The organism is Ruegeria sp. C12, assembly GCF_056537745.1.
This window is the reverse complement of the sequence record NZ_JBQFSA010000003.1, coordinates 69,904-93,893: the sequence shown is the minus strand read 5'-3', so window position 1 is coordinate 93,893 and position 23,990 is coordinate 69,904. Positions and strand designations below refer to the sequence as shown.

Here is a 23,990-nt window from a genome sequence, read left to right as displayed (position 1 = left end):
TCAATCCGGTCACTTGCGACTCTGCGCGCGCGGGTTTAGACCGCGCGCATGTATACGATCGCTGCCCTCTATCACTTCACCCGCTTTTCGGATCATGCCGCCCTGCGCGACCCGCTGTTGGAGCTTTGCCGCGCCCAGTCGGTCAAAGGCACCTTGCTGCTGGCGCAAGAGGGGATCAACGGCACCATCGCAGGCCCGCGCGCCGGGATCGATGCTGTGCTGGCGCATATCAAGGCACTGCCCGGATGTGCGGACCTTGAGTGGAAAGAGGCGACCGCAGACCATCCGCCATTCGGCAAGATGAAAGTGCGCCTGAAAAAAGAGATCGTGACCATGGGCCAGCCAGATGTCGATCCGCGCGCGCGCGTCGGCAACTATGTCGAGCCGGAGGACTGGAACGACCTGATCCGGTCCGACGATGTGGTGGTGATCGACACGCGTAACGATTACGAGGTGGCGATTGGCACGTTTGAGGGCGCTATAGACCCTGAAACCGCCAGTTTCCGCGAATTTCCCGCCTGGTGGGAAGAAAACAAGGACCGCTTCCACAACAAGCGCGTTGCCATGTTCTGCACCGGCGGTATCCGCTGCGAGAAATCGACCAACTACCTGCTGGGGCAGGGGGTCGAGGATGTCTATCACCTGAAAGGCGGCATCCTGCGCTATTTGGAAGAGATGCCAAAGCAGGACAGCACCTGGCAGGGTGAATGCTTTGTGTTCGACAATCGCGTCTCGGTGGGGCATGGGCTGGTCGAAGGCCCTCATAAGCTGTGCCATGGCTGCCGCCGCCCGATCCTGCCCGAAGATATGAAGCGACCCGAATACGAACACGGCGTGACCTGTCATCGCTGTATCGATGAGACTTCAGAGGCCGACAAGGCGCGCTTTCGCGAACGGCAAAAGCAGATCCTGCTGGCGCGCAAACGTGGTGTTGAACACTTGGGTTCCGATTAAATTCGGCTTGCAGGCCCGCGGCTTAGACCGGATGATCGCAGGCAGACCAGCCTGACGGAGTGTCCATGCACCGCGAACCCACAACCCTTGCTGAATGGAAATCCACCCTTCTGGCCGCGCTGGGGCTGGTGCTGGCTAGCTTTCTGGCCTGGTTCGGGTTGTCGCGCCTGAGTGAAGCAACAGCCGGGGATACCATCGGCTCGATTGCCTCGGTCGGTCTGCTGCTCTGGATCGTTTCGCAATCCTGGTACTACATGACACAGGTGAAATCGCCGCGTCGGCTGCTGTTCCTGATGGGCGTTTCGTTCATTCAGGTCGTGCCGTTCTTGTTCGCCGCTGTGTATGGTGCGTTTGGATACAACGACAACTGCGTGATTGGCGCGCAGGGTCCGGCGGATATTCTGTATTTCTCCTACGTGACCTTCACCACCGTCGGATACGGTGACATGTCCCCGACGGGGTTGTGCCGTGGTCTTGCCGTGGCCGAAGCGGTGACTGGATACATTCTGCTGGGAATGTTCGTTGCTGCTGCGGTTGCGCTTTACGCGCGCAATCACGGTCAAAATGACCCGAATTAGAGCCTATTTGTTCTGATCAATCCAACGCGACATCATTCGCTTGTCACGAAAGCACTCAGACGGGATCGGGCGTCGCTTGCTGCGCGAAATACGCTCGGCAAAGGCGACCTGTTTGCCGGTCGGGTAGTTGTCGAATTGCGAGGTCGCACGGGGTTTGTGCGCCGATATCCAGTCTGACAGCATTTTTCGGTCACGCTGCACGTCGACTGGGATTTCCAATGCCGACCGTTCAGCAATCGCTTGGGCATAGCGCATTTGCCGGTCCGTGACCGGAAGCAGGTGGTAGTCGTTGCTCGAGCCTCCAAGGGCTGAATTTCGCGTGTTCTGGGTCATCGGTCGATCCTCTGACTATGTAGAACATAAATAGAACATTAACCAAGATTTTCAAGGGTAGCCCTTGGCGCGCAGGCGTCATCTTGCCGTTGTGCGGTTTTTATTGACTGGTCAATCAACAACCGATAGGCCGGGATAAACTGCCCCTCGCGCCGTGCATTGGCGCATCAGACCAAGAGGAACCCGGTATGAAGTTTCAACCCAAGGCCAGTCATTTCATCAACGGTGTCTATGTCGAAGACACCAACGGCGCGCCGATTGACGTCATCTACCCGGCGACCGGAGAGGTCATCGCACGCCTGCACTCGGCCACGCCAGATATTGTAAATATGGCTCTAAATAGCGCAAAAACGGCTCAGGCGGAATGGGCGGCGATGTCGGGAACCGAGCGCGGCCGGGTACTGCGCCGGGCCGCCGATATCATGCGCGAGTGCAATCGCGAATTGTCGATCCTTGAAACCCATGACACCGGCAAGCCCCTGCAGGAAACGCTGGTGGCCGATGCAACCAGCGGTGCCGACGCATTGGAATACTTCGGAGGTCTGGCTGCGTCTTTGACCGGTGAGCATATCCCGTTGGGCGGCGGCGATTTCGTCTACACCATCCGCGAGGCGCTGGGCGTTTGCGTTGGCATCGGTGCGTGGAACTATCCGACCCAGATCGCCTGCTGGAAAGGGGCCCCGGCGCTGGCCTGCGGCAATACGATGATCTTCAAACCCTCGGAAACCACGCCCCTGTCGGCGCTGCAAGTGGCCGAGATTCTGATCGAAGCGGGCGCGCCCAAGGGGGTCTACAACGTGGTGCAGGGCTATGGCGATGTGGGTGCCTCGCTGGTGACCGATCCGCGCGTGGCCAAGGTCTCGCTGACCGGGTCGGTGCCGACGGGCCGTAAGGTCTATGCCGCTGCGGCAGATGGGATGAAGCACGTGACCATGGAGTTGGGCGGCAAATCCCCGATGATCGTGTTCGACGACGCCGATATCGAAAACGCTGTCTCGGGCGCGATTCTGGGCAACTTCTATTCCTCGGGGCAGGTCTGTTCCAACGGCACCCGTGTGTTTGTGCAAAAGGGCATCAAAGAGGCGTTCCTGACCCGCCTGTCCGAACGTCTGGCCACTGCCAAAATCGGCGACCCGCTGGACGAAGAGGTCAATTTCGGCCCCATGGTCAGCGAAAACCAGATGAACATCGCGCTAGGCTATGTCGAAAAGGGCAAGGCCGAAAGCGCGCGTCTGGTTTATGGCGGCAAGCGGATCGAGGGCGACGGGTTCTACATGCAGCCCACCGTTTTCGCCGACGTCACCGACGACATGACCATCGCGCGCGAGGAGATCTTTGGCCCGGTCATGTCGGTTCTGGATTTCGACACCGAGGCCGAGGTTCTGGCCCGCGCCAATGACACCGAGTTTGGTCTGGCCGCCGGGGTCTTTACCAATGACCTGACCCGCGCCCACCGCATCGTCGCCGGGTTCGAGGCGGGGACCTGCTACATTAATACATATAACCTGGCCCCGGTCGAAGCGCCCTTTGGCGGATCAAAAATGTCAGGTGTCGGGCGCGAGAATTCAAAGCTGGCGATCAACCATTTCAGCGAAATGAAGACGGTCTACGTGTCCATGAACGACGTTGAGGCTCCGTACTAAGTGAGTTTCGCATGAGATAGGCTCATGCCAATAAGTTCTGTTCCCGACATTTCGCGTCGGGAACAGAACACATGCCATTTCCAACCTATGGCTGACTTACCTGTAACCGTGCCGCTCTGACCGCGACCGCTTTACAGGAGAGACCCCATGAAAACCCACGCACAGGCCGTCGTTATCGGAGGGGGCCTTGTTGGTTGTTCAATCCTTTACCATCTGGCCAAGCTCGGTTGGACTGACGTTGTTCTGCTGGAACGGGATGAACTGACGTCAGGCTCGACCTGGCACGCGGCGGCCAACATCCACGGGCTGCATGACAACAACAATGTCACGCGGATCCAGCACTATACGATGAACCTGTATAAAGAGCTGGAAAAGGAAACCGGTCAGGGCTGCGGCGTGTTCCAGCCGGGCTCGCTTTATCTGGCTCAAACCGAAGACCGCGAGCATCAGTTGCGGTTGCAGGAGGCCAAGGCGCGGTTCTACGGCCTGAACTTCTATGAGATCAGCCGCGAGCAGGCCAAGGAATTGCACCCGCTGGCGCAGTTCGATGATATCCGTTGCATCATGTACGAACCCGATGGTGGCAATGTCGATCCGTCCGGTGTGACCATGGCCTATGCCGCAGGCGCACGGGCCATGGGTGCCACGATTGAGCGGTTTTGCCCTGTAATAGGGACTGAACAACAGTCAGACGGCTCGTGGATCGTGCGGACTGAAAAGGGTGACATCCACGCGCAATGGGTCGTCAATGCCGGGGGCCTCTGGGGGCGCGAGGTTGCGGCGCTGGCCGGGATCGAATTACCACTGCAACCGACAGAGCATCAGTATTTCGTGACCGAGGCCATCGATGAAGTGGCCAATATGGGCCGCCGTCTGCCGTCGATCGCGGATCGAGATGGCGAGTATTACTTCCGTCAGGAAGGCAACGGCCTGCTGATCGGGGCCTATGAGAAAGACATGCGGTTCTGGGCTGAAAACGGCACGCCGCTGGATTTCGCGCATGATCTGTTCCCCGACGATCTGGATCGGATCATGGAAAACGTGATCCGCGCCACCGAACGTGTTCCGGTTGCCGCCACCGCGGGCGTCAAACGCGTCATCAACGGCCCGATGATCTGGTCGCCGGATTCCAACGCGATCTGGGGCCCGGTGCCCGAGCTACAGAACTATTTCTGCTGCACCGGTATCATCCCAGGCTTTTCGCAATCCGGCGGGCTGGGCCTGTTGGCGGCGCAATGGATGATCGAGGGCGAGCCGCAATACGACATGTTCGCCTGGGATCTGGCCCGCTTTGGTGATTGGGCCGACAAAAAATTCACCAGGGCGCGGGTCGAAGATCAGTATTCGCATCGCTTCGCCATCCACTTCCCGAACGAGGAACGCAGCGCCGGTCGCCCCGCCCGCGTGCGCCCGGCCTATGAGATGCAAAAGGATATGGGCTGCGTGTTCGGCCTGAACTGCGGCTGGGAACATCCGCTGTGGTTTGCCGACCAGCCCGGCACGGTCGAAACCAACGGCTTCACCCGCCAGAACTGGTGGGAGCCGGTCGGGCGTGAAGTTCAGATGTTGCGGGACGCGGTCGGCGTGATCGATATCTCGAACTTTGCCAATTACGTGATCAAGGGCCCCGGCGCCTATGATTGGCTGGATCGTCTGGTCGCCAATCGTGTCCCGACCGAGGTCGGGCGGTCCTGCCTGACCCCTTTGATCTCGGTGCGCGGTGGTGTGGCCGGGGATTTCACCATCACCAAGGTTGCCGAAGACGAATATATGATGATCGGCTCGGGCATGGCCGAGCGCTATCACCAGCGTTTCTTCAACATGGTCGACCTGCCCGACGGTACCACGCTGGACGTCGCGACCGACCGGATCGCCGGATTCAACGTGGCCGGTCCGAAATCCCGCGATGTCCTGCAACGCCTGACCAACGCGGACCTGTCGAACGAGGCGTTCCGCTTCATGCGCTCGCAAACCATCGAAGTCGCAGGCGTTACCTGCCTGGCGATCCGTGTCAGCTTTACGGGCGATCTGGGGTGGGAGCTGCATTGTGCTGAATCCGACCAAATCAGGCTCTATTCAGCGCTTTTGGAGGCCGCGAAGGACCATGGCGGCGGCCCGGTTGGCGGCCGCGCGCTGGGGTCGCTGCGGATCGAAAAGGGCTATGGTTCCTGGGGGCGCGAATATTCTCAGGAATACTGGCCGCAAGAGGTTGGCCTTGCGGGCCTGATCAAACTGGACAAGGACTTCCTGCACAAAGACGCGTATCTGTCCATCAAGGACAATGCCGCGCGTGAGGTCCTGTCGAACTTCGAGGTTGACGCCGCAGATGCCGACGCCAGCGGGGGTGAGCCGATCTTTGCCCCGGATGGCACGCCGGTGGGCCGCGTGACCTCGGGCGCATACGGCTATTCGGTCGGAAAATCGCTGGCCATCGGCTATGCCGACCCTAAGGTGGCCAAACCCGGCGATACGGTCGAGATTTACATTCTTGGCAAACCCCACAAGGCCAAGATCCTGCCAGACCCCCCGTTCGATCCGGCAGGCCACCGTTTGCGTGACGTGAAACCGGTGATGGAGGGCGCGGCGTGACCAACAGCTTCGCCCGTGTTGCCGATTTTGCGCTGACGCGGGCGGCTGCCGACATGCCGACCAGCGCGCAGGAGGCTGCGGCGCTGATGATGCTGGACACGATGGGCATCCTGATCGCCGCGGGACCGATGGAGGCGGGCGTGATCGCGCGCGACACCGCAGCGCTGCTGTATGCCAGTTCCGATCCGTCCTTCAGCGCGCGCATGATGTTCGATGGCCGTTCGGTCAGCATGGCGGGCGCGGCTTATGCGGCGGCAACGCAGACCGACAATCTGGACGGGCATGACGGCTATAACCCGACCAAGGGGCATATCGGTGTTGTGGTTCTGCCCGCGCTGGCGGCTTTGGCTGAACATTGCCCCAATCTAACGGGCCCCGAGGCCCTGGCTGCGGTGATCACCGGTTACGAAATCGCAGGCCGCGCGGGGCTTTCGCTGCATGACAGCGTCAGTGATTACCACACGTCCGGCGCCTGGAATGCCTTGGGTGTGGTCGCCATGGCCGCACGTTTGCGCGGGCATGATGACGACCAGTTGCGGCAGGCGCTGGGCATTGCCGAATACCACGGGCCGCGCAGCCAGATGATGCGCGAGATTGCGAACCCTACCATGCTGCATGACGGCTCGGGCTGGGGGGCAATGGTCGGTGTTTCAGCCGCTGTTCTGGCCGAGCGTGGATTTACCGGGGCCCCCGCGATCACGATTGAGGCGGACAGTGCGGCCCCGCATTGGGACGATTTGGGCAGGTTCTGGCAGGTCGAGCATCAATATGTGAAACCCTATCCGATTTGTCGGTGGGCGCATGCTGCTATCGACGCGCTTAGGGCTGTCATGATCGACCACGATTTGACCCCTGATCAGATCAAATCGGTGCAGATCAACAGTTTCCATCAGGCGGCCTGCCTGTTTGCAGGTGTCCCGCAAACAACGTCGCAAGCCCAATACTCTCTGCCATTTGCGGCGGCTGTTCACGCGATTTATGGCCGTATCGGCGTCGAACATATCTCGGGCACCGGACTGTCTGACCCGGTCGTCGCTCGGTTCATGTCGCGCATAAAGGTCACGGAACGTAATCGGCATTCTGCCCGTTTTCCCGAAGGGCGCTGGGCGGATGTCGAGATCGAAACCACCGACGGGCGCGTTCTGCACTCCGGAGACACCCATGCCCGAGGCGGGCCGGAATCGCCAATCTCGCGGCAAGAGGTGATCGAGAAGTACACGCAATTTGCCGCTCCGGTCATCGGCCCAACCCGCGCCGAGCAAATCCGCACGGCAATACTGGGCTGGACCAATCCACATTCTCGCTACGCGGATCTGGCCGAGTTGCTGTATCAGCCACCGCTCGGAGGATAAGGCAGGTTGGCCTGCTCGGGGCACAATTTATTCACTGAATACTGACCCCTTGCTGTTCGAACCAGTTCCTTGTCACGAACGGATCAGGCCCAAAAAGCGATAGGCTGCGACACTCAGATCAAGGATGCGTGGATCGGCACTGGATCACTCAGACTCAACGGCGTTTAATAACGTGCTGATCTGCTGCCGCGCTTCGATGCTGTCGTTCAACAGGTTGGCCGCATCCGCAAGGGGTTTATCCGCCAACCTCTCGGGCGGGTTTCTCAAGGCTTGCGTGGTTTCGCTCAGCTTTACGTATTTACCTACTGCGTTCGCGTCTGTCTTCTCCAGCAGGTCCGCGAGCCAGAAATACCTATTGGCCGCTTGTAGATCACCCAGTTCGCTCAACACTTCTGCGGCCTTTGCGAATTCTTGGCTGGCCTCCAGCGCGCGGGCCCTCAAAGCACTGGCCTCGTCCGAGGAGTCATCCGCAAGCTCCAGCATCGCCTGATGTGGGCGGTTATTCTGTAACACTGCCCGCGCCCGCAACCGCGCCCGTTCGGATCGTCGTGCGCGGTCTTGGTCCCGGTTGGCAAATGCAAAAGCCCGGGACCTAAAGCCAAGCCCCATCAACCGTTCAGACAGAGCTATCGCCGTCGGCGTTGATACACCGTCGGCTTGATCACCCGACAAAGTCAAAACCTGCCGCAAAAAGGTGACGTCATCAGCACGCTCAGCCAGCAATTGCAGATGCCGGTCCAAAACCGCAGGCGCGTCAGAACCGTCCGGCAGCGTATCGATCAGGTCAAACGCAGCGTCGAATTCCTGGGTCAGTGCCAAAGCAACCGCATGCGTTCTGGTCATCATCGGCCCCATCTCTGACTGGCGGAGTTCCGTCGCATAAGCCGCCGCCAATTCCAGTTCCTGCGGGGAAACGGCCCCCCGGTCGGTCCATCGCTTCTCGACCAGCCGGGCCAGAGCCAATGCGGCCTCATCCGGCGCGTCCGGTGCGGTGATGACCTGGGACAGATGTTCCTCCTCAGCCGCCATATCGCCTTCGGCTTCGGCGACTTTTGCCCTGGCGTGTGAGAGTGCCGGGGTGGTTGCATCCTCAACCCGGTCCACCGACCGCAAGATCCGCCGGGCGGCTTCCAATTCTTCTGCGTTGACCAAAATCGAAGACAACCGAGGCCCGAGACTGCGTCTCAGGTGATCAGGCAGCCGCGCAAAGCCCTGCTCGATCGCCTCAACCCTTGCCTCCGGCGCCAATTCCTGTTCAGCCAACGCCGCCCACAGGGCCGCATCGCTGTCGCAGCGTTGCAGCCCTTGAAACGGAGATGTTGCCGACAGCGGCCGATTGTCCACGATATGGGCGATTGCCTGGACACGGTCCGCGTCAGAGTTTTGATCCGCCAGCATTTTTAGCATTTGAACCGCCTCAGCACCGAAACCATGGAACGCATACAGCCTGGCCAAAGCCATTGCCCGGTCCTCATCCAGATCATCAAACTCTTTGAACAAGCCAGCGCGCAGCTGCGCGACCTGCTCCTGAAACGGTCGCGAATCCGACCATGTTTCAAACCCAAGCTCGACCGTCGTGAAACACGCCGGTTTTGCATCGATTTGCGGGAATTCAGCACCAAGAATGGCATTCAGGTCGTCCAGAACGGTCGACAGCTGCACATTCGACTGCAAGCCGTCGATCATGGGCAAAGCCGGTAAATCGGAGGACCGCCTTGGGCGGATTCCGGCCAGGTTCAGGTCCAGCACCTCTCGGTCCGCGCCCTGCAATAGTCTGGTCGACAACTGATCTTTGAACGCTTGACCGCTCATCGACAGTAAAGGCAATTCGAACGATGTCACGGGGTCTTGACGTGCGCGTTTCTTCTGTGGTTCAGGCCGGGGCGGGGGGATATCGGCCAACAAAGAAGGCAACGCTGTACCCGGCGCGATGTCCAGAACAATCATCGACTTCCGATACAGGAAAGCCGAGGCAACACAGTCGCAGCCGAATTCCAGATCCAGCCCGTCCCCGGGTTTCTTTTGCGACACTGCGGCCAGACGATTTGTGGTCAACCGTCCAAAGACCGCGTTGGTTTGGAAGGTCGCAGCCTCCAGATCGACCGACAATCGCGCCCCGTTCTTGCGATGGGTCAAAACCCAACCCGTGTCGGGCGGCACGTTGAACACCAGTCGTGTGAAGCCCGCGTGTTCACCCGACCGAACCGTCACCTCTTGCGCGAATGCAGGTGACGCAAGCGCGATCAGGGCAGCAATCAGCTTTAAAAGTCGGGTCATGCCGCCGCCTGCTTGAGCTCTTTCAACGCCTCTTCAAGTTCGGAAAAACCGGGGCGGTTATGCGTAGGGGTGTTTTGGCGGCCGACTTCGATGCACATGGCCGCGTTATGGTTGTGCAGGTTGGCGACCAGCACCTCTTTTATGAGTTGATAGAAATGGTTGTCCTCTTCCACAACGGTCTTGAGCTTACCCGCGAAGGGGCCGACCAGCCCGTAGGCCAGAAAAACACCCAGAAATGTCCCCACCAACGCCCCGCCGATCAGCTTGCCCAACACCTCGGGCGGCTGGTCGATCGAGCCCATGGTTTTGATCACACCCAGAACGGCAGCAACAATCCCAAGTGCCGGAAGCCCGTCCGCGACGGTTTGCAACGCGTGGCTCGAGTGCATGGCGTGATGGAAATTCGCCTCCATCCGTTTTTCCAACACCTCCTCGACCTGATGTGGGTCGTCATAGTTCATTGCGGCTGAACGCATCGTGTCGCAGATCAGATCGACGGCTTCTTTGTCGGACTGAATCTTGGGATAGGCGGAAAACAGGCTGGAGTTTTCGGGGTCTTCGATATGTTGTTCAACCTCGACCGGATTGGCCCGCGCGATGCGGATCAGCGAGAACAGCAGGCACAAAAGATCGCGATAGTCTTCGGGCTTCCATTTCGGTCCCTTGAAGACCTTTCCCATGTCTTTGATCGTGTGTTTGACACCGCCGATATCGTTGCTGATCAGAAAGGCCCCAACCGCCGCACCGCCGATCATCATCATCTCGAACGGGAGCGATTTCAGGATGATGGTCATCTTGCCCCCGGCGGCCAGATAGCCGCCGAACACCATCACGAAAATGACGACAATTCCAACAATTCCAATCATTTGCGATCCCCAGATGTGTTCAGGACAGGTTTGGTTTGCATGGCCGTCTACTCTTGCGGTGCGGTGGCGTTACGGCCCGCCATGACGACGCTGACCGTATAGGCCGCATCGGGGCTGAGACCGGCCAGGATGTTCGCGGCGACTTCCGGCGGCATGCGGGACAGAAATCCGGATGCAAATGTCGGGTCCATGGTTTCGAACAAGGCGGCTGCGTCTTTGGGTTTCATGTTCTGGTAGACATCCGTCAGCTGCGTCAGGTCGGTCTCTGCCGCCTTGTCCGCAACCGCCAGGGTCGCACGCAGAGACTCTTCAGCCTCCTGCAACGCCGCCAAGCGGGTTTCGATGGCCTCGCTTGCGATCTGGAGCGCCTTTTCCTTGTCCAACACCACATCTTCACGCTGTTTCACCCGCTTTTCGCGGCGCAGCAGTTCCGTCAGAACGACCTGAACGTCGCGCGTATCGGTTGGGGTTTGGGTGGCTTTGGCCTGTTCAGGCTCGGCAGATTTGGCAAGGGCAGGCCCCGCCTCTAACCCGACGCGGATGGCCGCAGACCCGATCATCAGAAGTGAGATCACCGTCAGCACCCCGGCGCGAGGGCGGTCTCGTCTTTTGGTCGCCCGTCGGATGCCCATCAGGTGGCCTCATTCATCTTGCGGCCGTGCCGAAAGAACATCAGGCCTTCCGGGGCCTTGGCCGTGGTCTCCTCCGCCATATCTTCGGAGTCTTGGTTCGGCTGCTCTTCAGGCGTGGTCTCATCCGCGGCCTCAGGTGATTCTGAAGCCTCGACCTTTGGTGCCTTAGGACCCGCTTTTTCAACCTTTTCTTCTTCGGCTGGAATCACGTCATGCATGGACGCCATCATCAATTCCAACCGCTGTGCCACGCTTTCTGCGCGTTGCGTCAGCTCTTTCAACACATCGCCCGACTGATCCGAGGCAGCGCGCGCGTTGTCGAGGGACTTTTTCAGCTCATCCGCTTGTGACGACAACACAGCCACCGCGCCGCCCACACCTTTTTCAAGGTCGGTGAATCGCCGCAACCTGCGCGACAGGACAAAGCAATACAGACCCGCGCCCAAAGCGCCCGCAACCAGCAAAATATCCGCAATAAGCTCCAATCCCGCCTCCTAATTCAGTACAAATTCCATGACCAGCACGTCGCGCACCCGGCCTTCGCCCGTAACAATCCCGATCCGCCGCAGCAGATGTCCCCGGATCCGCGTCAATGCCAGCGGGTCTTCCAGATCTGACACCTCGACCGCCCGCAGATAGCCGTTCAGCACATCCATGATTCGCGGTTGTATTTTTTCCACATCAGCGATGTACGGAGCGTTAACTTCGAGCTGTGCGTGAAATTTCAGATGGCGCGACTGGCCTTCGATCAGAGAAATGATCACCGGCGGCAAATCGACGAATCCAACATCCGCAAGGGGTTTGGCCTTGCTCTCTTTCGTTTGGCCATCTGTTGCCGATTTTTCAGCCCCGCCGCCAATCGGCAACAGACCTGTTGTCGTCAGAAAATAGCCGCCTGCCGCCCCGGCCACGGCCAGAATCAACCCGACCATCAAACCTTTTTTCCCTTTTTTCTCAGGGGTTTCCGCCTGTTCTGCTGTTGCGTCGGCCATGACGTCCTCATCCATCTGCTGTGAATCCGTCATATCCCCTCAGAGACTAACCGATTGTTAAGGGCAATCGTCCAAACAGGGGATGCGCCGGGCAGAATGTCGGCGAGTCGGAGGTGAGCGTGCAGCAGATCGGAACTGTCTGGGCAAGTTTGGACAGGCGAAAACAAATCATCGTTGCCGGTGCGGTTGTGCTGGTGTTTCTCGGGATCCTTGGCATGTCGCGGCTGGCGACCGCGCCGTCGATGACCTTGCTGTATGCGGGGCTGGAAAGCGGTGCCGCTGGTGACATCGTCCGTTCACTGGATCAGCGCGGTGTGCCCTACGAAATCAGGGGCGGATCGATTTATGTGCCCGGCGGGCAGCGGGATGAGCTGCGGATGACGCTGGCCAGCGAAGGCCTGCCCGCGAACGGCAATCGCGGGTACGAGCTGCTGGATTCCCTCAGCGGGTTTGGCACCACATCTCAGATGTTCGATGCCGCCTATTGGCGCGCGAAAGAAGGCGAGCTTGCCCGGACGATCGTCGGCAGCCCTCATGTCAGTCAGGCGAGGGTGCATATCGCAAATGGATCGGCCAATCCGTTTCAGCGCAGCGTGGCGCCCACGGCCTCGGTTTATCTGGTGCCGTCCGGCGCGGATGTGACCGGCGATCAGGCCAAGGCGATCCGGTTTCTGGTCGCCTCGGCTGTCAGTGGCCTGGCGCCGGAAAATGTAACGGTTGTCGATTCGAACGGGGCCGTGATTGGCGTGCAGGACACTGCGGTTGCGGCCGAGACGGCGGATGACAAATCCCGACAGCTGCGCGAGCGTGTTCTGCGTCTGGTCGAGGCGCGTGTTGGGGCCGGCAACGCTGTGGTCGAGGTCAGCGTGGACACGGTGACCAAAACCGAATCGATCCGCGAGCGGCGTTTTGATCCCAAAGGACGCGTCGCGATCAGTACCGATGTCGAAGAGCGTTCGGACAGCGCCCGCAACCAATCTGCGGATGTGACGGTCGCCTCGAACCTGCCCGATGGCGACGGGGCAGGGGGCGACGAATCGAATTCGACCGCAACGCAGACGCGCGAACGGATAAATTACGAAGTCTCCGAGACCGAGTTGGAGGTTCACACAGCGCCGGGTGCCATCAAACGTCTGACCGTTGCAGTTCTGGTCAATGGAACGCGCACGGTTGACGCCAGTGAGGCCGAAAGTTTCGCGCCTTTGCCGCAGACCGAATTGGATGCATTAGAGGAGCTGGTTGCCTCGGCCGTTGGATTTGACGCGGACCGCGGGGATGTGATCACCCTGAAATCGCTGGATTTGCCGCCGGTTGACCCGCAGGGGACGTTGGTGTCGGCATCGATGTGGCAGTCCATTCATCTGGACGCGATGTCGCTGATCCAGATGGCTGTATTGGCGGCGGTCTCGCTGGTTCTGGCCATGTTCGTCATCCGCCCGATCCTGATGAAACCCGCGACGGCACCGGCCTTGCTGCCCGCAAGCGCCGGGGATGTCACCGAAGGCGCACCTGTGCTGACCGGCGAAATCGCACCGGATGGCAGTTCGGACTTCGCGCCGCTGGCCGCGCAGGCCGAAGTGCCCGCGCTTGGTGTGGCCCCGTCGCAGGATCCGGTTGACCGGTTGCGCGCGATGATTGGCGACAAACAGGAGGAGACGGTCGAAATCCTGCGCAGTTGGCTGGAAGAAGGTGAGGAGCGCGTGTGATGACAATTGCTCATCTTCTTGAAGATTTCACCGTTCAGGCCAACGGCGGGCAGGTTCATCTGCTGGACGAAGACGCACTGGAGGAACAGCGCCTGGCCGCCTTTGAACAAGGCTATGGGGCGGGGTGGGAAGACGCCTTGCAGGCGCAGGAACAAAGCCGGGGGCAAATCTCGTCCGAGTTGGGTAAATCGCTTGAGGATATGTCCTTTACCTATACCGAGGCGATCACCCGCATGTCGCTGTCGCTGGAGCCGATGTTCCAGAGCCTGACCAATCTGGTCTTACCGGACATGATCGACCGGGGCTTTGCCGCGCAACTGGTCGAACACCTGTCCGAGATGGCGCGTGAACAGATCGGGCAGCCGATGCAGGTCATCGTGCCGGTCGGATGTATGGCCGAGGTGGACGCCCTGATCCCCGCGACCCTGTCACCGAGGCCGAAAGTGATCGAAGACCCCGCGCTCGAGCAGGGACAGGCCCGGTTGCAGGTCGGCATAGCCCGCAGCGAGGTGGATTGCAGCGCGCTGCTGGACTCGGTCACGCGGGCCTTCGACGCATATGTTTTTGAGGCAAAAGAGGCATTGTCAAATGAGTGACCCCCAGACCCAAAACTCTGAAAAACCGAACCCTTTTGACGCGGTGCCCATCGAAGTGACCGTATCCGTCGGTCGCGCGCGCCCCCTGATCCGGGATTTGCTGAACATGGGCGAAAACGCTGTGCTGACGTTGGACAAAAGGATCGAAGACCCGGTGGATCTGTATGTCGGGGATCAGTTGGTTGCCCGCGGCCTGCTGGAGGAGATGGAGGGCGACCGGGCGGGTCAACTGGCGGTCCGACTGACGGAAATTGCCGATCTGCAAAACGGGATTGGTTGATGCGCCTGCTGATCGGGCTGGTCTTGGCGGCGGTTCTGATGCCGTCGCTTGTGGCCGCGCAGGAGGTCTCGCTGTCTTTGGGTGAGGGTGGATCACTCTCGGCGCGTACGATCCAGTTGATCCTTCTGATCACGGTCCTCAGCCTCGCGCCGGGGCTGGCGATCATGATCACCTGTTTTCCGTTCCTGATCACGGTTCTGTCGATCCTGCGTCAAGGGATCGGGCTGCAGCAATCGCCGCCGAATATGCTGATCGTCAGCCTGGCACTGTTTCTGACCTATTTCATCATGGACCCGGTCTTTACAGAGGCCTGGACGACCGGAATCCGCCCGATGATCGACGAAACGATGGAGGTGGAACCAGCGCTGGAGCGCGCGCTGCAGCCGTTTCGCGCCTTTATGGCTGCGCGGTTGGATGGCGATACGTTTCAGGCCATGGCCGCACTGCGCCCGGGGGGGGAGGCGATGGAACTGTCGCCAGATGCCCCGCTGTCCGTTCTGATGCCGTCTTTCATGTTGTCCGAGATCGCGCGCGCGTTTCAGATCGGGTTTCTGATCTTCTTGCCGTTTCTGATCATCGATCTGGTGGTCGCGGCGGTGCTGATGTCGATGGGCATGATGATGGTGCCGCCTGCAATTGTGTCTTTGCCCTTCAAGCTGGCGTTTTTCGTCATCGCCGATGGCTGGGCCCTGATCGCCAGTGCGTTGGTGCGCAGTTACTTGCCTTAGGGCTGCCCCTCTTTCAGACAGTCAATCACGGCTTCAAAGCGCTTGTCTGAACGAAAAGGGCCGCGTTGTGTTCGACAACGCGGCCCAGATGTTTCTGAATAGCCGGTCAGGCTGTGCGGTTCAGATCCTTGATCAACCGGTTCAGGTCGCCGCCACGGGCGTCCAGCATCGCTCCGATCTCGGTGCGTTCGGTCAACAGAAGGTTCACGCCTTCGATGAACATGTTGTAAAACTTGTCGCGCCCAGATTTGTCAGAGACCAGAAACGTCACTTCGAACGGGGATGAGCCCTGCAGTTTGACCATGGTCCGGACCTCAAAACCGGCGCGGATTTTGCGGGCGTTACGTACGTTGACCTCACCGCCGATAAACTCGCGGAAGCGGCGGCCATATTTGCGCGAGATGTAGTGTTGGAAGGCCTTGGTAAACTGCCTCAACTGTGCCGGGCTGGCCGAGCGGGCATCGGCCCCCAACGCATAGCGCGCCATGATCGGCACATCGGCGTATTGCACAAAGATCTTCTCGAAATCGCGCAGCATGGCGTTCTCGGACTTGCCCGAGGCGATGACGCGGTTGATCTCGGCCACGACGCTGTTCACCAGCGCTTTGGCGCTGGCTTCGGTCTGGGCCAGCGCGGGCAAAGGCAGGGCGGTCAGTGCCAATCCGGCCAGACCGGCAGAAAGAAAATGACGACGGTTCAAAGAATTACTCGGCATAGGGGTCCTCGTAAGGGTCTAGGTAGGGGTCCCTGACAGGGTCGGTTCCGATTTCGGCGTAGGGATCGGAGTACAGGTCCAGATAGGCGTCCTCATCATCGCGCGCCAGTTCGAACCGGCGATTTTGCAGATAGATCAGGCGGGCCTGGGCATAGCTGTCGGCGCTTTCATAGAGGATCGAGTCAACCGTGTCCGAAAATCGTCCCCGGTCGCCCATGCGGCGCACAACCTCGGCATAGACGCCAAGGTTGTCGGCGGGCCGGGTCGGAGTGAAATTGATCGGGTTCGAGAACAGGTTGACCACAACGCCGACCGCGTCGCGCGTTGTCGAGGGGCCGTAGAAGGGCAGTTCGACATAAGCCCCCTCACCAAATCCCCAGACATGCAGTGTTTCGCCGAAATCCGTATCGACCGGCGGCAGATTCAGTTCGTCCGCAGGGGCCGACAGGCCAAACCCGCCGACGGTCATGTTGACCGCAAAGCGCAGCAACGCGTTGCCCATCTGCTTGGGGTTGCCCTGCAAAAGGTAGTCGACCGCCTGTCCGGGCAACGAGATGTTTTCGGCAAAGGTGCTGAAACTGGTCACCATCGGATCGGGCACGATCTTCACGTACCCTTTCGAGGCTGGGCGGAACAGGAACCGGTCAACGCCCAGATTGAATCTGTGGATGCCGCGGTTGGTGTTTTCGTAGGGGTCAAACACCTCACCCCGGGCGGCCTGCTCGGGCGGCTGGGTGGCGCAGGCCGACAGGATCGGCAACAGGGACAGCACAATAAGGTGTTTCAGGCGCAATCTGCTCAACACGGTCTTAGCTACTCCAAAGTGACCTGACCCGGCGGGTCGGGCTTTCAATCGATAATATAGTGCCGCGTTGGCACAAGTCGTTGTCACATAGTTGTTTCGCGTCTCAAATGAAACATCTAGCGTTTAGCGCGTCTGCTACTGCGCGGTAAAGTGACATAGCTTCAACACTTCGGAATAAGAGAAGTTACGCCCAGATCGCAGCCGATCGGCAAAATGCCGGTTTATCGCTTTCCCCGCCGCGCTTGACCGGGTAGCGTCCGGCCGAGTCGACAATTGGTGAGGACGATCCCATGAGTATCACAGCAAAACTGGAAAGTCTGGGCGTCAGCCTGCCCGACGCCCCCGCGCCTGCGGCAAACTATGTGCCGTTCGTGCGTATGGGCAACATTGTTTACGTGTCGGGCCAGATTTCGAAGGCGGATGATCTGATCACCGGCAAGCTGGGCGACGACATGGATGTCGAGGCCGGTGCAGCGGCGGCAAAGGTCTGCGCCATCAACCTGTTGGCACAAGTCAAAGCGGCCTGTGGCGGCGATATCGAAAAGCTGGTGCGCGTGATCAAGCTGACCGGTTTTGTGAACTCGACCGCTGATTTTACCGCCCAGCCGCAGGTGATCAACGGCGCGTCCGATTTTCTGGTCGAGGCGCTGGGCGATGCCGGGCGTCATTCACGATCAGCCGTCAGTGCCGCATCCCTGCCGCTGGGTGTCGCGGTTGAGATCGAAGGAATTTTCGAGGTCCAATGACCCCCAGACTGCCACCGGAATTCCTGCAGGTCCCGATTGCGCATCGGGCCCTGCATGACACGTCGGACAACCGCCCGGAAAATAGCCGGGCGGCGATTCAGGCGGCGATTGATGCCGGTTACGGGATCGAGATCGATCTGCAATTGACCGCGGACAATCGTGCGATGGTCTTTCACGACTATGACATGGAGCGTCTGACCGGCCAGCCCGGCCCAATCCGGCGGATCACCTCGGCGCAGGCGGCACAGACCCCATTGCTGCACGGCGATGACGGTATCCCCGCACTGGACGAGGTGCTTGCGATGGTCGCTGGAAAAGTGCCGCTGCTGATCGAGTTCAAGGATCAGGATGGCGCGATGGGCACCGATGTCGGCCCGCTTGAGGCGGATGCCGTGCGGGCCTTGCAAGGTTACGAAGGTCCGGTGGCGCTGATGTCCTTCAACCCAAACAGCGTGGCCGAACTGGCCCGGTTGGCCCCGCATCTGCCGCGCGGGATTGTAACCAGCAGCTATGATCCACAGGACTGGCCGCTGTCTGACGAAATCTGCGACCACCTGCGCGGCATTCCGGATTTCGACAGGGTCAGTGCCAGTTTCATCAGTCATGAGGTCACGGATCTGGACCGTCAACGCGTCGCCGAGTTGAAAGCTCAGGGCGTTCCTATTCTGTGCTGGACCGTGCGCTCGCCCGAGCAAGAGGCACAGGCCCGCGCGGTTGCCGACAATGTGACTTTCGAAGGGTATTTGGCCCCGCATCCGGGTTGAACCCACCCCCGACCGTCACAGATAAAGGTCAGACGCGGAGGGCACATGGATCAGGCGCAAATCGAGGTTCAGGTCGTAGGCACGCTTTCGCAGATTTCTGCGGTCGAGTGGGATGCCTGCGCGTGTCCCGAAGCTGCCGATGGCGGGCGCCCGCTGGACCCGTTCACCACCCATCGGTTTCTGCTGGCGCTGGAAAACAGCGGCTCGGTCGGGCGGGGCACTGGCTGGCAGCCGCAATATCTGACCTGCTATCTGGACGGGATGCTGATTGCGGCGGCACCGATGTATGCCAAGTCGCACAGTCAGGGCGAATATATCTTCGACCATAGCTGGGCACATGCCTATGAAAACGCGGGCGGGCGCTATTATCCCAAGTTGCAGATTGCCGTGCCCTTTACCCCCGCAACCGGGCGGCGGTTTCTGGTGCGTCCGGGCTATGAAGCGATTGGCATGTCGGCGCTGGTGCAGGGTGCGGTGCAACTGGCGGCAGACAATCGGGTCTCGTCAATCCACGCGACTTTTTGTACCGAGGATGAGGCGTTGGCGGGCGAACAGATGGGCCTGATGTTGCGCCAATCGCAACAGTTCCACTGGTTGAACGACACTTATGCCGATTTCGACGGGTTTCTGAACGCCCTGTCCTCGCGCAAGCGCAAGAATATCCGCAAGGAACGGGCGCAGGCAAACGGGTTTGGCGGTGAGATACGCACGCTGACCGGCGATGATCTGCGCCCCGAGCATTGGGATGCGTTCTGGCGATTCTATCAGGACACCGGTGCGCGGAAATGGGGCTCACCCTACCTGACGCGGCAATTCTTCGATATCGCTCAGGATACAATGGCCGATGATATGGCTTTGGTGCTGGCTGAGCGGGGCGGGTATCAGATTGCAGGGGCGTTGAACTTTATCGGGCGCGAAACGCTGTTCGGTCGTTACTGGGGCTGTGTCGAACATCACGCCTGCCTGCATTTCGAACTGTGCTATTATAGGGCCATCGACTTTGCCATCGCTCAGGGCTTGAAGCGGGTCGAGGCGGGCGCGCAGGGGGAACACAAGCTGGCGCGCGGGTATCTTCCGACGCGCACCTACAGCCTGCATTGGGTCGGCGATCCGGGATTTGCCGATGCCGTCAAAAAATATCTGGACGCCGAAGGCCGCGCGGTGGGAGAAGAGATTGAGATTCTGACGGATTACGGCCCGTTCAGAAAATCGAACCCGGAGGAACAGCAATGACCGAGCTTTTGTCGACCGAGACCCGTGGCCCCCTTCTGGACCCGCTGTTCAACAATGGCTGGACCATGGTCGAAGGCCGGGACGCGATCACCAAGACCTTCATTTTCGACAATTTTGTTGCCGCCTTTGGCTGGATGACACAGGTGGCGATCTGGGCCGAGAAATGGAATCACCACCCCGAATGGTCCAACGTCTACCGCACGGTCGAGGTGACGCTGTCCACCCATGACGTCGGCGGGTTGTCCGCGCTGGACGCCAAACTGGCGCGCAAGATGGACAGCCTGATCTAGCCCCGATCCCCGCGCGATCCCATTCCGCCGGCCAATGAGGCTGCAACGCCCATCTGCTGGAACTCGGCCGGGGTGACAGTGCCGTCGCTGACATTGATATTTCCGGGGATGCGGGTTGTGCGGTTGCCCACCTGCCGCACGCTGCGTGCAGCCGGATTAATATCAAGGCATTTGGTATTGTAGCAGGTCAGCCCGCTGAGATTGATCTGAATGCGGGGCTGTCCGTCCGGCCCCGTGACAACAGGGGCTTGCGGTACATCACAGGCCGCAAGTGCAACAAGCGCCCCAAAGGCGATCCATTTGTTCATCCCACGCTCCTGTTCAGAGTTGGCCTAGTCCAGTCGTTCGTTTCCGTCCTGATCGGCAGAGGTGAAATCGCGACCCATCTGCGCGTCGTATTCTGATCTTGAGATAAAGCCGTCGCCGTTGTGGTCAACGTCCCGGATCTGATTGATGTCCAGAAACGGTTTGGCTTCGTCCAGACCCAGCGTGCCGTTCTTGTCCTCGTCCATCGTTTGAAAGGCGTAATCGGAAAAGGCGTTGAACTCGTCCTTGGACAGAAACCCGTCATTGTTGGCGTCAATGTTGTTCAGTTCTTTTTCGTGCAACTCGGCCACGGTTTCCGCGCTGGCTGCACCCGTCAGGGCGACAGTCGCGGCAAGAATAAGTGGTTTCATTCTCAATCCCCTCAACATGCGAATCTCTGGCCTTCAAAACCGCCCGCAGCAGCGCCCGCCGCCGTCAAGATTGTCTTGCCAGACCCGCCGCCGAACTGGTTGCCGATTGCGCCGCCGATCAACGCGCCGCCCAACGTGCCACTGAGGCAGGCAATCTCGTGCTGGCGCGCGGCTTGTTGTTGCGGGGTGGGGGCCGGACCGCAGGCGGCCAAAACGCCTGCGCTGACGGCAATTAGGGAAATAAATCTGAGGCACATAAATCAACTCCCGTGTTCTATGCGCCAAGTATTCGCGCAACGGGGCGTTGTATCAAGTTAATTTGGGTTCATCTGGCCCCGACGATGCCGGGGCCGTCAGGGTTCAGATCACGTCCAGCAGCCCCTCGCCCGCGGAAACCTCGCACGCGCCGGGGTTTTCTTCCAGGTTCAGGGCTGTGACGGTGCCGTCTTCGACCAGCATGGCATAGCGTTTGGAGCGTGCGATCAGCCCGGCAGGCGGGGCGTCGAAATCCATCCCGATCGCCTTGGTGAACTCGGACGCTGCGTCGCCCAGCAGGGTCAGGCCCGCCTCGGTCGCGCCGGTGGCTTCGCCCCAGGCTTTCATCACGAAGGGGTCGTTGACGGACACGCAGATGATCTCATCCACGCCCTTGGCGTCGAACTGGTCCTTGGTGCGCATGAAGCTGGGCACATGCGCTGAATGGCATGTCGGTGTGAACGCGCCGGGCACGGCAAAGATCACAACTTTGCGGCCTTTGGTCTTGTCTGAAATCCGCACCTCTTCCGGGCCGTTCGCACCCAGTTGAGTGAGAGTCGCATCTGGTAGCTGGTCACCTGTCGAAATCATTTATAGCACTCCTGTTGATTGGATTTGCAGAGTCGGGTTCAGCCGCAATATAGGTGACCACGTGGATGAGACCACGGGAATTCGACAGGGTGGGAGGAACATGAGCCATATTGTCGTGATCGGTGCCGGGCAGGCCGGGGCATCTTTGGTTGCGCGTTTGCGCAATGATGGGTTTGACGGGGACATCACCCTGATCGGGGCCGAGCCGCATCTGCCCTATCAGCGCCCGCCCTTGTCCAAGGCCTATCTGCTGGGTGAGATGGAGCTGGAGCGTCTGTTCCTGCGGCCCGAAAGCTTCTATGCAGACAACAACATCACCCTGCGTCTGGGCCAGCCTGTGACGGCGATTGATCCGCAGGCCAAAACGGTGACCGTGGGCGATGATGTCATCTCGTATGACGAACTGGCGCTGACCACCGGATCGGACCCGCGTCGCCTGCCGGCTGCCATCGGTGGCGACTTGCAGGGCGTTCATGTGGTGCGCGATCTGGCCCATATCGATGAGATGGAGCCTCGCGTCACGGACGGTGCGCGTGCCCTGATCGTGGGCGGCGGTTATATCGGGCTTGAGGCCGCAGCCGTCTGCGCCAAGCGCGGCGTGAAAGTGACTCTGGTCGAAATGGCCGACCGCATCCTGCAACGGGTCGCAGCCCCCGAGACCAGCGATTATTTCCGCGCGCTGCATACGGAATACGGTGCCGATATCCGCGAAGGCGTCGGGCTGGATCGTCTGGTTGGTGACAATGGCAAGGTGGTTGGCGCTGTTCTGACCGACGGAACCGAGCTTGAGGTGGATTTTGTGGTGGTGGGCGTTGGTATCGCCCCCTCGACCCAACTGGCCGAGATGGCAGGGCTGGAGCTGGACAACGGGATCAAGACCGATGCCCATGGCCGCACCTCGGACCCGTCGATCTGGGCCGCCGGGGATTGCGCGTCCTTCCCGCATGGCGACACGCGTATCCGTCTGGAAAGCGTGCCCAACGCGATCGATCAGGCCGAGATCGTAGCCCAGAACATGATGGGCGCGGCCAGGGATTATGTGGCAACACCGTGGTTCTGGTCGGATCAATTCGACGTCAAACTGCAGATCGCGGGCCTGAACACCGGCTATGACCGCGTGGTGACCCGGCAGGGCGAAGGCCAGAGTGTGTCCTTCTGGTATTATGACGGAGACCGGTTGATTGCCGTGGACGCGATGAACGATCCGCGCGCCTATATGGTCGCCAAACGGCTGATCGAAATGGGAAAAACCGCCGATCCGGCCATTGTGGCCGACCCGGATGCGAACCTGAAACCGCTGCTCAAGGCGTGAGGATCATTGCCGGAGAATTCCGGGGCCGGGCTTTGGCCTCGGTCGGCAAGGGGGACGCAGGCGCGCATCTGCGTCCCACCACGGACAGGGTGCGCGAGAGCCTGTTCAACGTCCTGACCCATCAGATCGATTTCGACGGCCTGCGCGTGCTGGACCTGTTCGCAGGCACCGGCGCGCTGGGGCTTGAGGCGCTGTCGCGCGGAGCGGCCCATGTCAGCTTTGTCGATGACGGGCGGGTGGCGCAGGGATTGATCCGCAAGAATATCGACCTGACCCGCAGCACGGACCGTACCGATCTGATCCGCCGCGATGCAACGCGGCTGGGCGACAACCCGGATACCCCTTACGATCTGATCTTTCTGGACCCGCCATACGGCAAGGGCATGGGTCAAAAGGCCCTCGCCAGGGCGGTCGAGGGCAATTGGATCGCCCCGGACGCGCTGATCGTGTGGGAGGAAAACGCCCCCATGGCCGCGCCGGACGGGTTCGATCTGCACAGCGCCCGCAAGTATGGCGACACGCATATCTCGCTGATGTGGCGCAGCCCGGAAAACTGACGCTGATCCGCAGCAAGGCTGGATCCACATTCCCGTGATCGACCCTGCCGAATGGTTAATGCCCTATTTTGCGGAGGTTGGGGACACATTTTGGGCCAGAATCGCCGGTAGCCGAAATTGAGTTTAGCAACCCGGACAGTGAGTACCTGAATGTTTTCCAAGACCCTTCCAGCCCTGCTGATCGGCTGTGCCGCCGCCTCGGCCAGTGTGGCCGAAACCCAGATCGACATGGATGATTTCTTCGTCAACTGCATCTCAGACGTCAACAGCGAGGGTGTGACGCTGGTGCGTTCCGGTGGATCCGACAAAGGCTACATCATGACAACTGACGTGCAGGGCGAGGCGGATATTTACCCCGGCCTGGACAGCATGACATTCCTGCTGATGCAGGATACCGGAGTGATCACCTTTGTCGTCGATTATCACAGCATGGAATATGACATGATGGTCAAGGGGGCGGGGCAGCAATTTGACAGGGGCACATGCTCGGCATCCTGAACGGGTTGTGACCGGTTCGGT

28 protein-coding genes are annotated in these 23,990 nt (G+C 60.0%); 16 read left to right on the top strand and 12 right to left on the bottom strand.

Annotation, left to right across the window (positions count from 1 at the left end):
- Positions 1 to 48 precede the first annotated feature (48 nt).
- Together trhO and ACR0C9_RS07850 are read left to right on the top strand one after the other, a co-directional pair.
- A complete protein-coding gene (trhO, locus tag ACR0C9_RS07855; protein ID WP_170453576.1) occupies positions 49 to 954 on the top strand; it encodes an oxygen-dependent tRNA uridine(34) hydroxylase TrhO in 906 nt (301 codons plus the stop codon).
- Positions 955 to 1,019: 65 nt separating this feature from the next.
- Complete coding sequence (locus ACR0C9_RS07850; protein WP_170623288.1) at positions 1,020 to 1,532, top strand: potassium channel family protein; 513 nt, start codon at positions 1,020 to 1,022, stop codon at positions 1,530 to 1,532.
- Between the two features lie 3 nt (positions 1,533 to 1,535).
- Here the strand turns inward: ACR0C9_RS07850 and ACR0C9_RS07845 are convergent, their stop codons facing one another.
- Positions 1,536 to 1,865, bottom strand: coding sequence for a hypothetical protein (locus ACR0C9_RS07845; protein ID WP_170623286.1), 330 nt, complete (start codon positions 1,863 to 1,865; stop codon positions 1,536 to 1,538).
- Between the two features lie 188 nt (positions 1,866 to 2,053).
- Between ACR0C9_RS07845 and betB the strand changes: the two genes are divergently transcribed.
- The 3 genes from betB (at position 2,054) to ACR0C9_RS07830 (ending at position 7,449) form a co-directional block, all read left to right on the top strand.
- Positions 2,054 to 3,508: a betaine-aldehyde dehydrogenase gene (gene betB, locus ACR0C9_RS07840; RefSeq protein WP_170623284.1), complete on the top strand. Its 1,455-nt coding sequence runs from the start codon at positions 2,054 to 2,056 to the stop codon at positions 3,506 to 3,508.
- Between the two features lie 147 nt (positions 3,509 to 3,655).
- Positions 3,656 to 6,097 carry a GcvT family protein gene (locus tag ACR0C9_RS07835; protein ID WP_480780737.1) on the top strand — a complete coding sequence of 814 codons (2,442 nt, stop codon included), beginning with the start codon at positions 3,656 to 3,658 and terminating at the stop codon, positions 6,095 to 6,097.
- Positions 6,094 to 7,449: an MmgE/PrpD family protein gene (locus ACR0C9_RS07830; RefSeq protein ID WP_480780736.1), complete on the top strand. Its 1,356-nt coding sequence runs from the start codon at positions 6,094 to 6,096 to the stop codon at positions 7,447 to 7,449. The genes ACR0C9_RS07835 and ACR0C9_RS07830 overlap by 4 nt, the downstream gene beginning before the upstream one ends.
- A 144-nt stretch (positions 7,450 to 7,593) precedes the next feature.
- On the opposite strand, the gene ACR0C9_RS07825 is transcribed toward ACR0C9_RS07830, so the two are convergent.
- From ACR0C9_RS07825 to ACR0C9_RS07805, 5 genes are read right to left on the bottom strand one after another with little or no spacing between them, the layout of a single operon-like run.
- Entirely contained in the window at positions 7,594 to 9,726 is a 2,133-nt protein-coding gene (locus ACR0C9_RS07825; RefSeq protein WP_480626559.1) for a hypothetical protein, read from the bottom strand.
- Positions 9,723 to 10,592: a flagellar motor stator protein MotA gene (gene motA / locus ACR0C9_RS07820; protein WP_170453583.1), complete on the bottom strand. Its 870-nt coding sequence runs from the start codon at positions 10,590 to 10,592 to the stop codon at positions 9,723 to 9,725. The genes ACR0C9_RS07825 and motA overlap by 4 nt, the downstream gene beginning before the upstream one ends.
- 47 nt (positions 10,593 to 10,639) lie before the next feature.
- Positions 10,640 to 11,224: a MotE family protein gene (locus ACR0C9_RS07815; RefSeq protein WP_480626560.1), complete on the bottom strand. Its 585-nt coding sequence runs from the start codon at positions 11,222 to 11,224 to the stop codon at positions 10,640 to 10,642.
- Positions 11,224 to 11,709 carry a DUF6468 domain-containing protein gene (locus ACR0C9_RS07810; RefSeq protein WP_170623278.1) on the bottom strand — a complete coding sequence of 162 codons (486 nt, stop codon included), beginning with the start codon at positions 11,707 to 11,709 and terminating at the stop codon, positions 11,224 to 11,226. The genes ACR0C9_RS07815 and ACR0C9_RS07810 overlap by 1 nt, the downstream gene beginning before the upstream one ends.
- Before the next feature lie 9 nt (positions 11,710 to 11,718).
- Positions 11,719 to 12,249 carry a flagellar basal body-associated FliL family protein gene (locus tag ACR0C9_RS07805; RefSeq protein ID WP_480780735.1) on the bottom strand — a complete coding sequence of 177 codons (531 nt, stop codon included), beginning with the start codon at positions 12,247 to 12,249 and terminating at the stop codon, positions 11,719 to 11,721.
- A gap of 86 nt (positions 12,250 to 12,335) precedes the next feature.
- On the opposite strand from ACR0C9_RS07805, the gene fliF reads away from it, so the two are divergent.
- From fliF to fliP, 4 genes are read left to right on the top strand one after another with little or no spacing between them, the layout of a single operon-like run.
- The gene (gene fliF / locus ACR0C9_RS07800) at positions 12,336 to 13,922 is read left to right on the top strand and encodes a flagellar basal-body MS-ring/collar protein FliF (RefSeq protein WP_170623276.1); all 1,587 of its coding nucleotides are present in this window, start codon (positions 12,336 to 12,338) and stop codon (positions 13,920 to 13,922) included.
- On the top strand, positions 13,922 to 14,518 hold the full coding sequence (locus tag ACR0C9_RS07795; RefSeq protein ID WP_170453586.1) for an ABC transporter ATP-binding protein: 597 nt from the start codon (positions 13,922 to 13,924) through the stop codon (positions 14,516 to 14,518). Before fliF ends, ACR0C9_RS07795 begins: the two co-directional genes overlap by 1 nt.
- Complete coding sequence (locus tag ACR0C9_RS07790; protein ID WP_170453587.1) at positions 14,511 to 14,798, top strand: FliM/FliN family flagellar motor C-terminal domain-containing protein; 288 nt, start codon at positions 14,511 to 14,513, stop codon at positions 14,796 to 14,798. Before ACR0C9_RS07795 ends, ACR0C9_RS07790 begins: the two co-directional genes overlap by 8 nt.
- A complete protein-coding gene (fliP, locus tag ACR0C9_RS07785) occupies positions 14,798 to 15,526 on the top strand; it encodes a flagellar type III secretion system pore protein FliP (protein WP_480780734.1) in 729 nt (242 codons plus the stop codon). Before ACR0C9_RS07790 ends, fliP begins: the two co-directional genes overlap by 1 nt.
- 106 nt (positions 15,527 to 15,632) lie before the next feature.
- On the opposite strand, the gene ACR0C9_RS07780 is transcribed toward fliP, so the two are convergent.
- Complete coding sequence (locus tag ACR0C9_RS07780; RefSeq protein ID WP_170453589.1) at positions 15,633 to 16,241, bottom strand: ABC transporter substrate-binding protein; 609 nt, start codon at positions 16,239 to 16,241, stop codon at positions 15,633 to 15,635.
- Positions 16,231 to 17,046: an MlaA family lipoprotein gene (locus ACR0C9_RS07775; RefSeq protein ID WP_480780733.1), complete on the bottom strand. Its 816-nt coding sequence runs from the start codon at positions 17,044 to 17,046 to the stop codon at positions 16,231 to 16,233. The genes ACR0C9_RS07780 and ACR0C9_RS07775 overlap by 11 nt, the downstream gene beginning before the upstream one ends.
- 290 nt (positions 17,047 to 17,336) lie before the next feature.
- Between ACR0C9_RS07775 and ACR0C9_RS07770 the strand changes: the two genes are divergently transcribed.
- From ACR0C9_RS07770 to ACR0C9_RS07755, 4 genes are read left to right on the top strand one after another with little or no spacing between them, the layout of a single operon-like run.
- Positions 17,337 to 17,792 (top strand): RidA family protein, encoded by a 456-nt coding sequence (locus ACR0C9_RS07770; RefSeq protein ID WP_170521241.1) that lies wholly within the window; start codon positions 17,337 to 17,339, stop codon positions 17,790 to 17,792.
- Positions 17,789 to 18,556, top strand: coding sequence for a glycerophosphodiester phosphodiesterase family protein (locus ACR0C9_RS07765; RefSeq protein ID WP_170521243.1), 768 nt, complete (start codon positions 17,789 to 17,791; stop codon positions 18,554 to 18,556). The genes ACR0C9_RS07770 and ACR0C9_RS07765 overlap by 4 nt, the downstream gene beginning before the upstream one ends.
- A 45-nt stretch (positions 18,557 to 18,601) precedes the next feature.
- Complete coding sequence (locus tag ACR0C9_RS07760; protein ID WP_480583750.1) at positions 18,602 to 19,789, top strand: GNAT family N-acetyltransferase; 1,188 nt, start codon at positions 18,602 to 18,604, stop codon at positions 19,787 to 19,789.
- Entirely contained in the window at positions 19,786 to 20,079 is a 294-nt protein-coding gene (locus ACR0C9_RS07755; protein WP_170453594.1) for a 4a-hydroxytetrahydrobiopterin dehydratase, read from the top strand. The genes ACR0C9_RS07760 and ACR0C9_RS07755 overlap by 4 nt, the downstream gene beginning before the upstream one ends.
- On the opposite strand, the gene ACR0C9_RS07750 is transcribed toward ACR0C9_RS07755, so the two are convergent.
- The 4 genes from ACR0C9_RS07750 to ACR0C9_RS07735 form a co-directional block, all read right to left on the bottom strand.
- The gene (locus ACR0C9_RS07750; protein WP_170453595.1) at positions 20,076 to 20,387 is read right to left on the bottom strand and encodes a hypothetical protein; all 312 of its coding nucleotides are present in this window, start codon (positions 20,385 to 20,387) and stop codon (positions 20,076 to 20,078) included. The two genes, ACR0C9_RS07755 and ACR0C9_RS07750, sit on opposite strands and share 4 nt — an antisense overlap.
- A gap of 24 nt (positions 20,388 to 20,411) precedes the next feature.
- Complete coding sequence (locus ACR0C9_RS07745) at positions 20,412 to 20,756, bottom strand: EF-hand domain-containing protein (RefSeq protein WP_480583755.1); 345 nt, start codon at positions 20,754 to 20,756, stop codon at positions 20,412 to 20,414.
- Positions 20,757 to 20,767: 11 nt separating this feature from the next.
- Positions 20,768 to 21,013, bottom strand: coding sequence for a glycine zipper 2TM domain-containing protein (locus ACR0C9_RS07740; protein ID WP_170735775.1), 246 nt, complete (start codon positions 21,011 to 21,013; stop codon positions 20,768 to 20,770).
- Positions 21,014 to 21,116: 103 nt separating this feature from the next.
- Positions 21,117 to 21,602, bottom strand: coding sequence for a peroxiredoxin family protein (locus tag ACR0C9_RS07735; RefSeq protein ID WP_170623267.1), 486 nt, complete (start codon positions 21,600 to 21,602; stop codon positions 21,117 to 21,119).
- A gap of 100 nt (positions 21,603 to 21,702) precedes the next feature.
- On the opposite strand from ACR0C9_RS07735, the gene ACR0C9_RS07730 reads away from it, so the two are divergent.
- The 3 genes from ACR0C9_RS07730 to ACR0C9_RS07720 all read left to right on the top strand — a co-directional run bounded on the left by ACR0C9_RS07730 (position 21,703) and on the right by ACR0C9_RS07720 (position 23,969).
- Entirely contained in the window at positions 21,703 to 22,914 is a 1,212-nt protein-coding gene (locus ACR0C9_RS07730; RefSeq protein ID WP_170453599.1) for an FAD-dependent oxidoreductase, read from the top strand.
- Entirely contained in the window at positions 22,911 to 23,471 is a 561-nt protein-coding gene (gene rsmD / locus ACR0C9_RS07725; RefSeq protein WP_480780732.1) for a 16S rRNA (guanine(966)-N(2))-methyltransferase RsmD, read from the top strand. The genes ACR0C9_RS07730 and rsmD overlap by 4 nt, the downstream gene beginning before the upstream one ends.
- 150 nt (positions 23,472 to 23,621) lie before the next feature.
- Entirely contained in the window at positions 23,622 to 23,969 is a 348-nt protein-coding gene (locus ACR0C9_RS07720; RefSeq protein WP_480780731.1) for a hypothetical protein, read from the top strand.
- Positions 23,970 to 23,990: the final 21 nt, after the last annotated feature.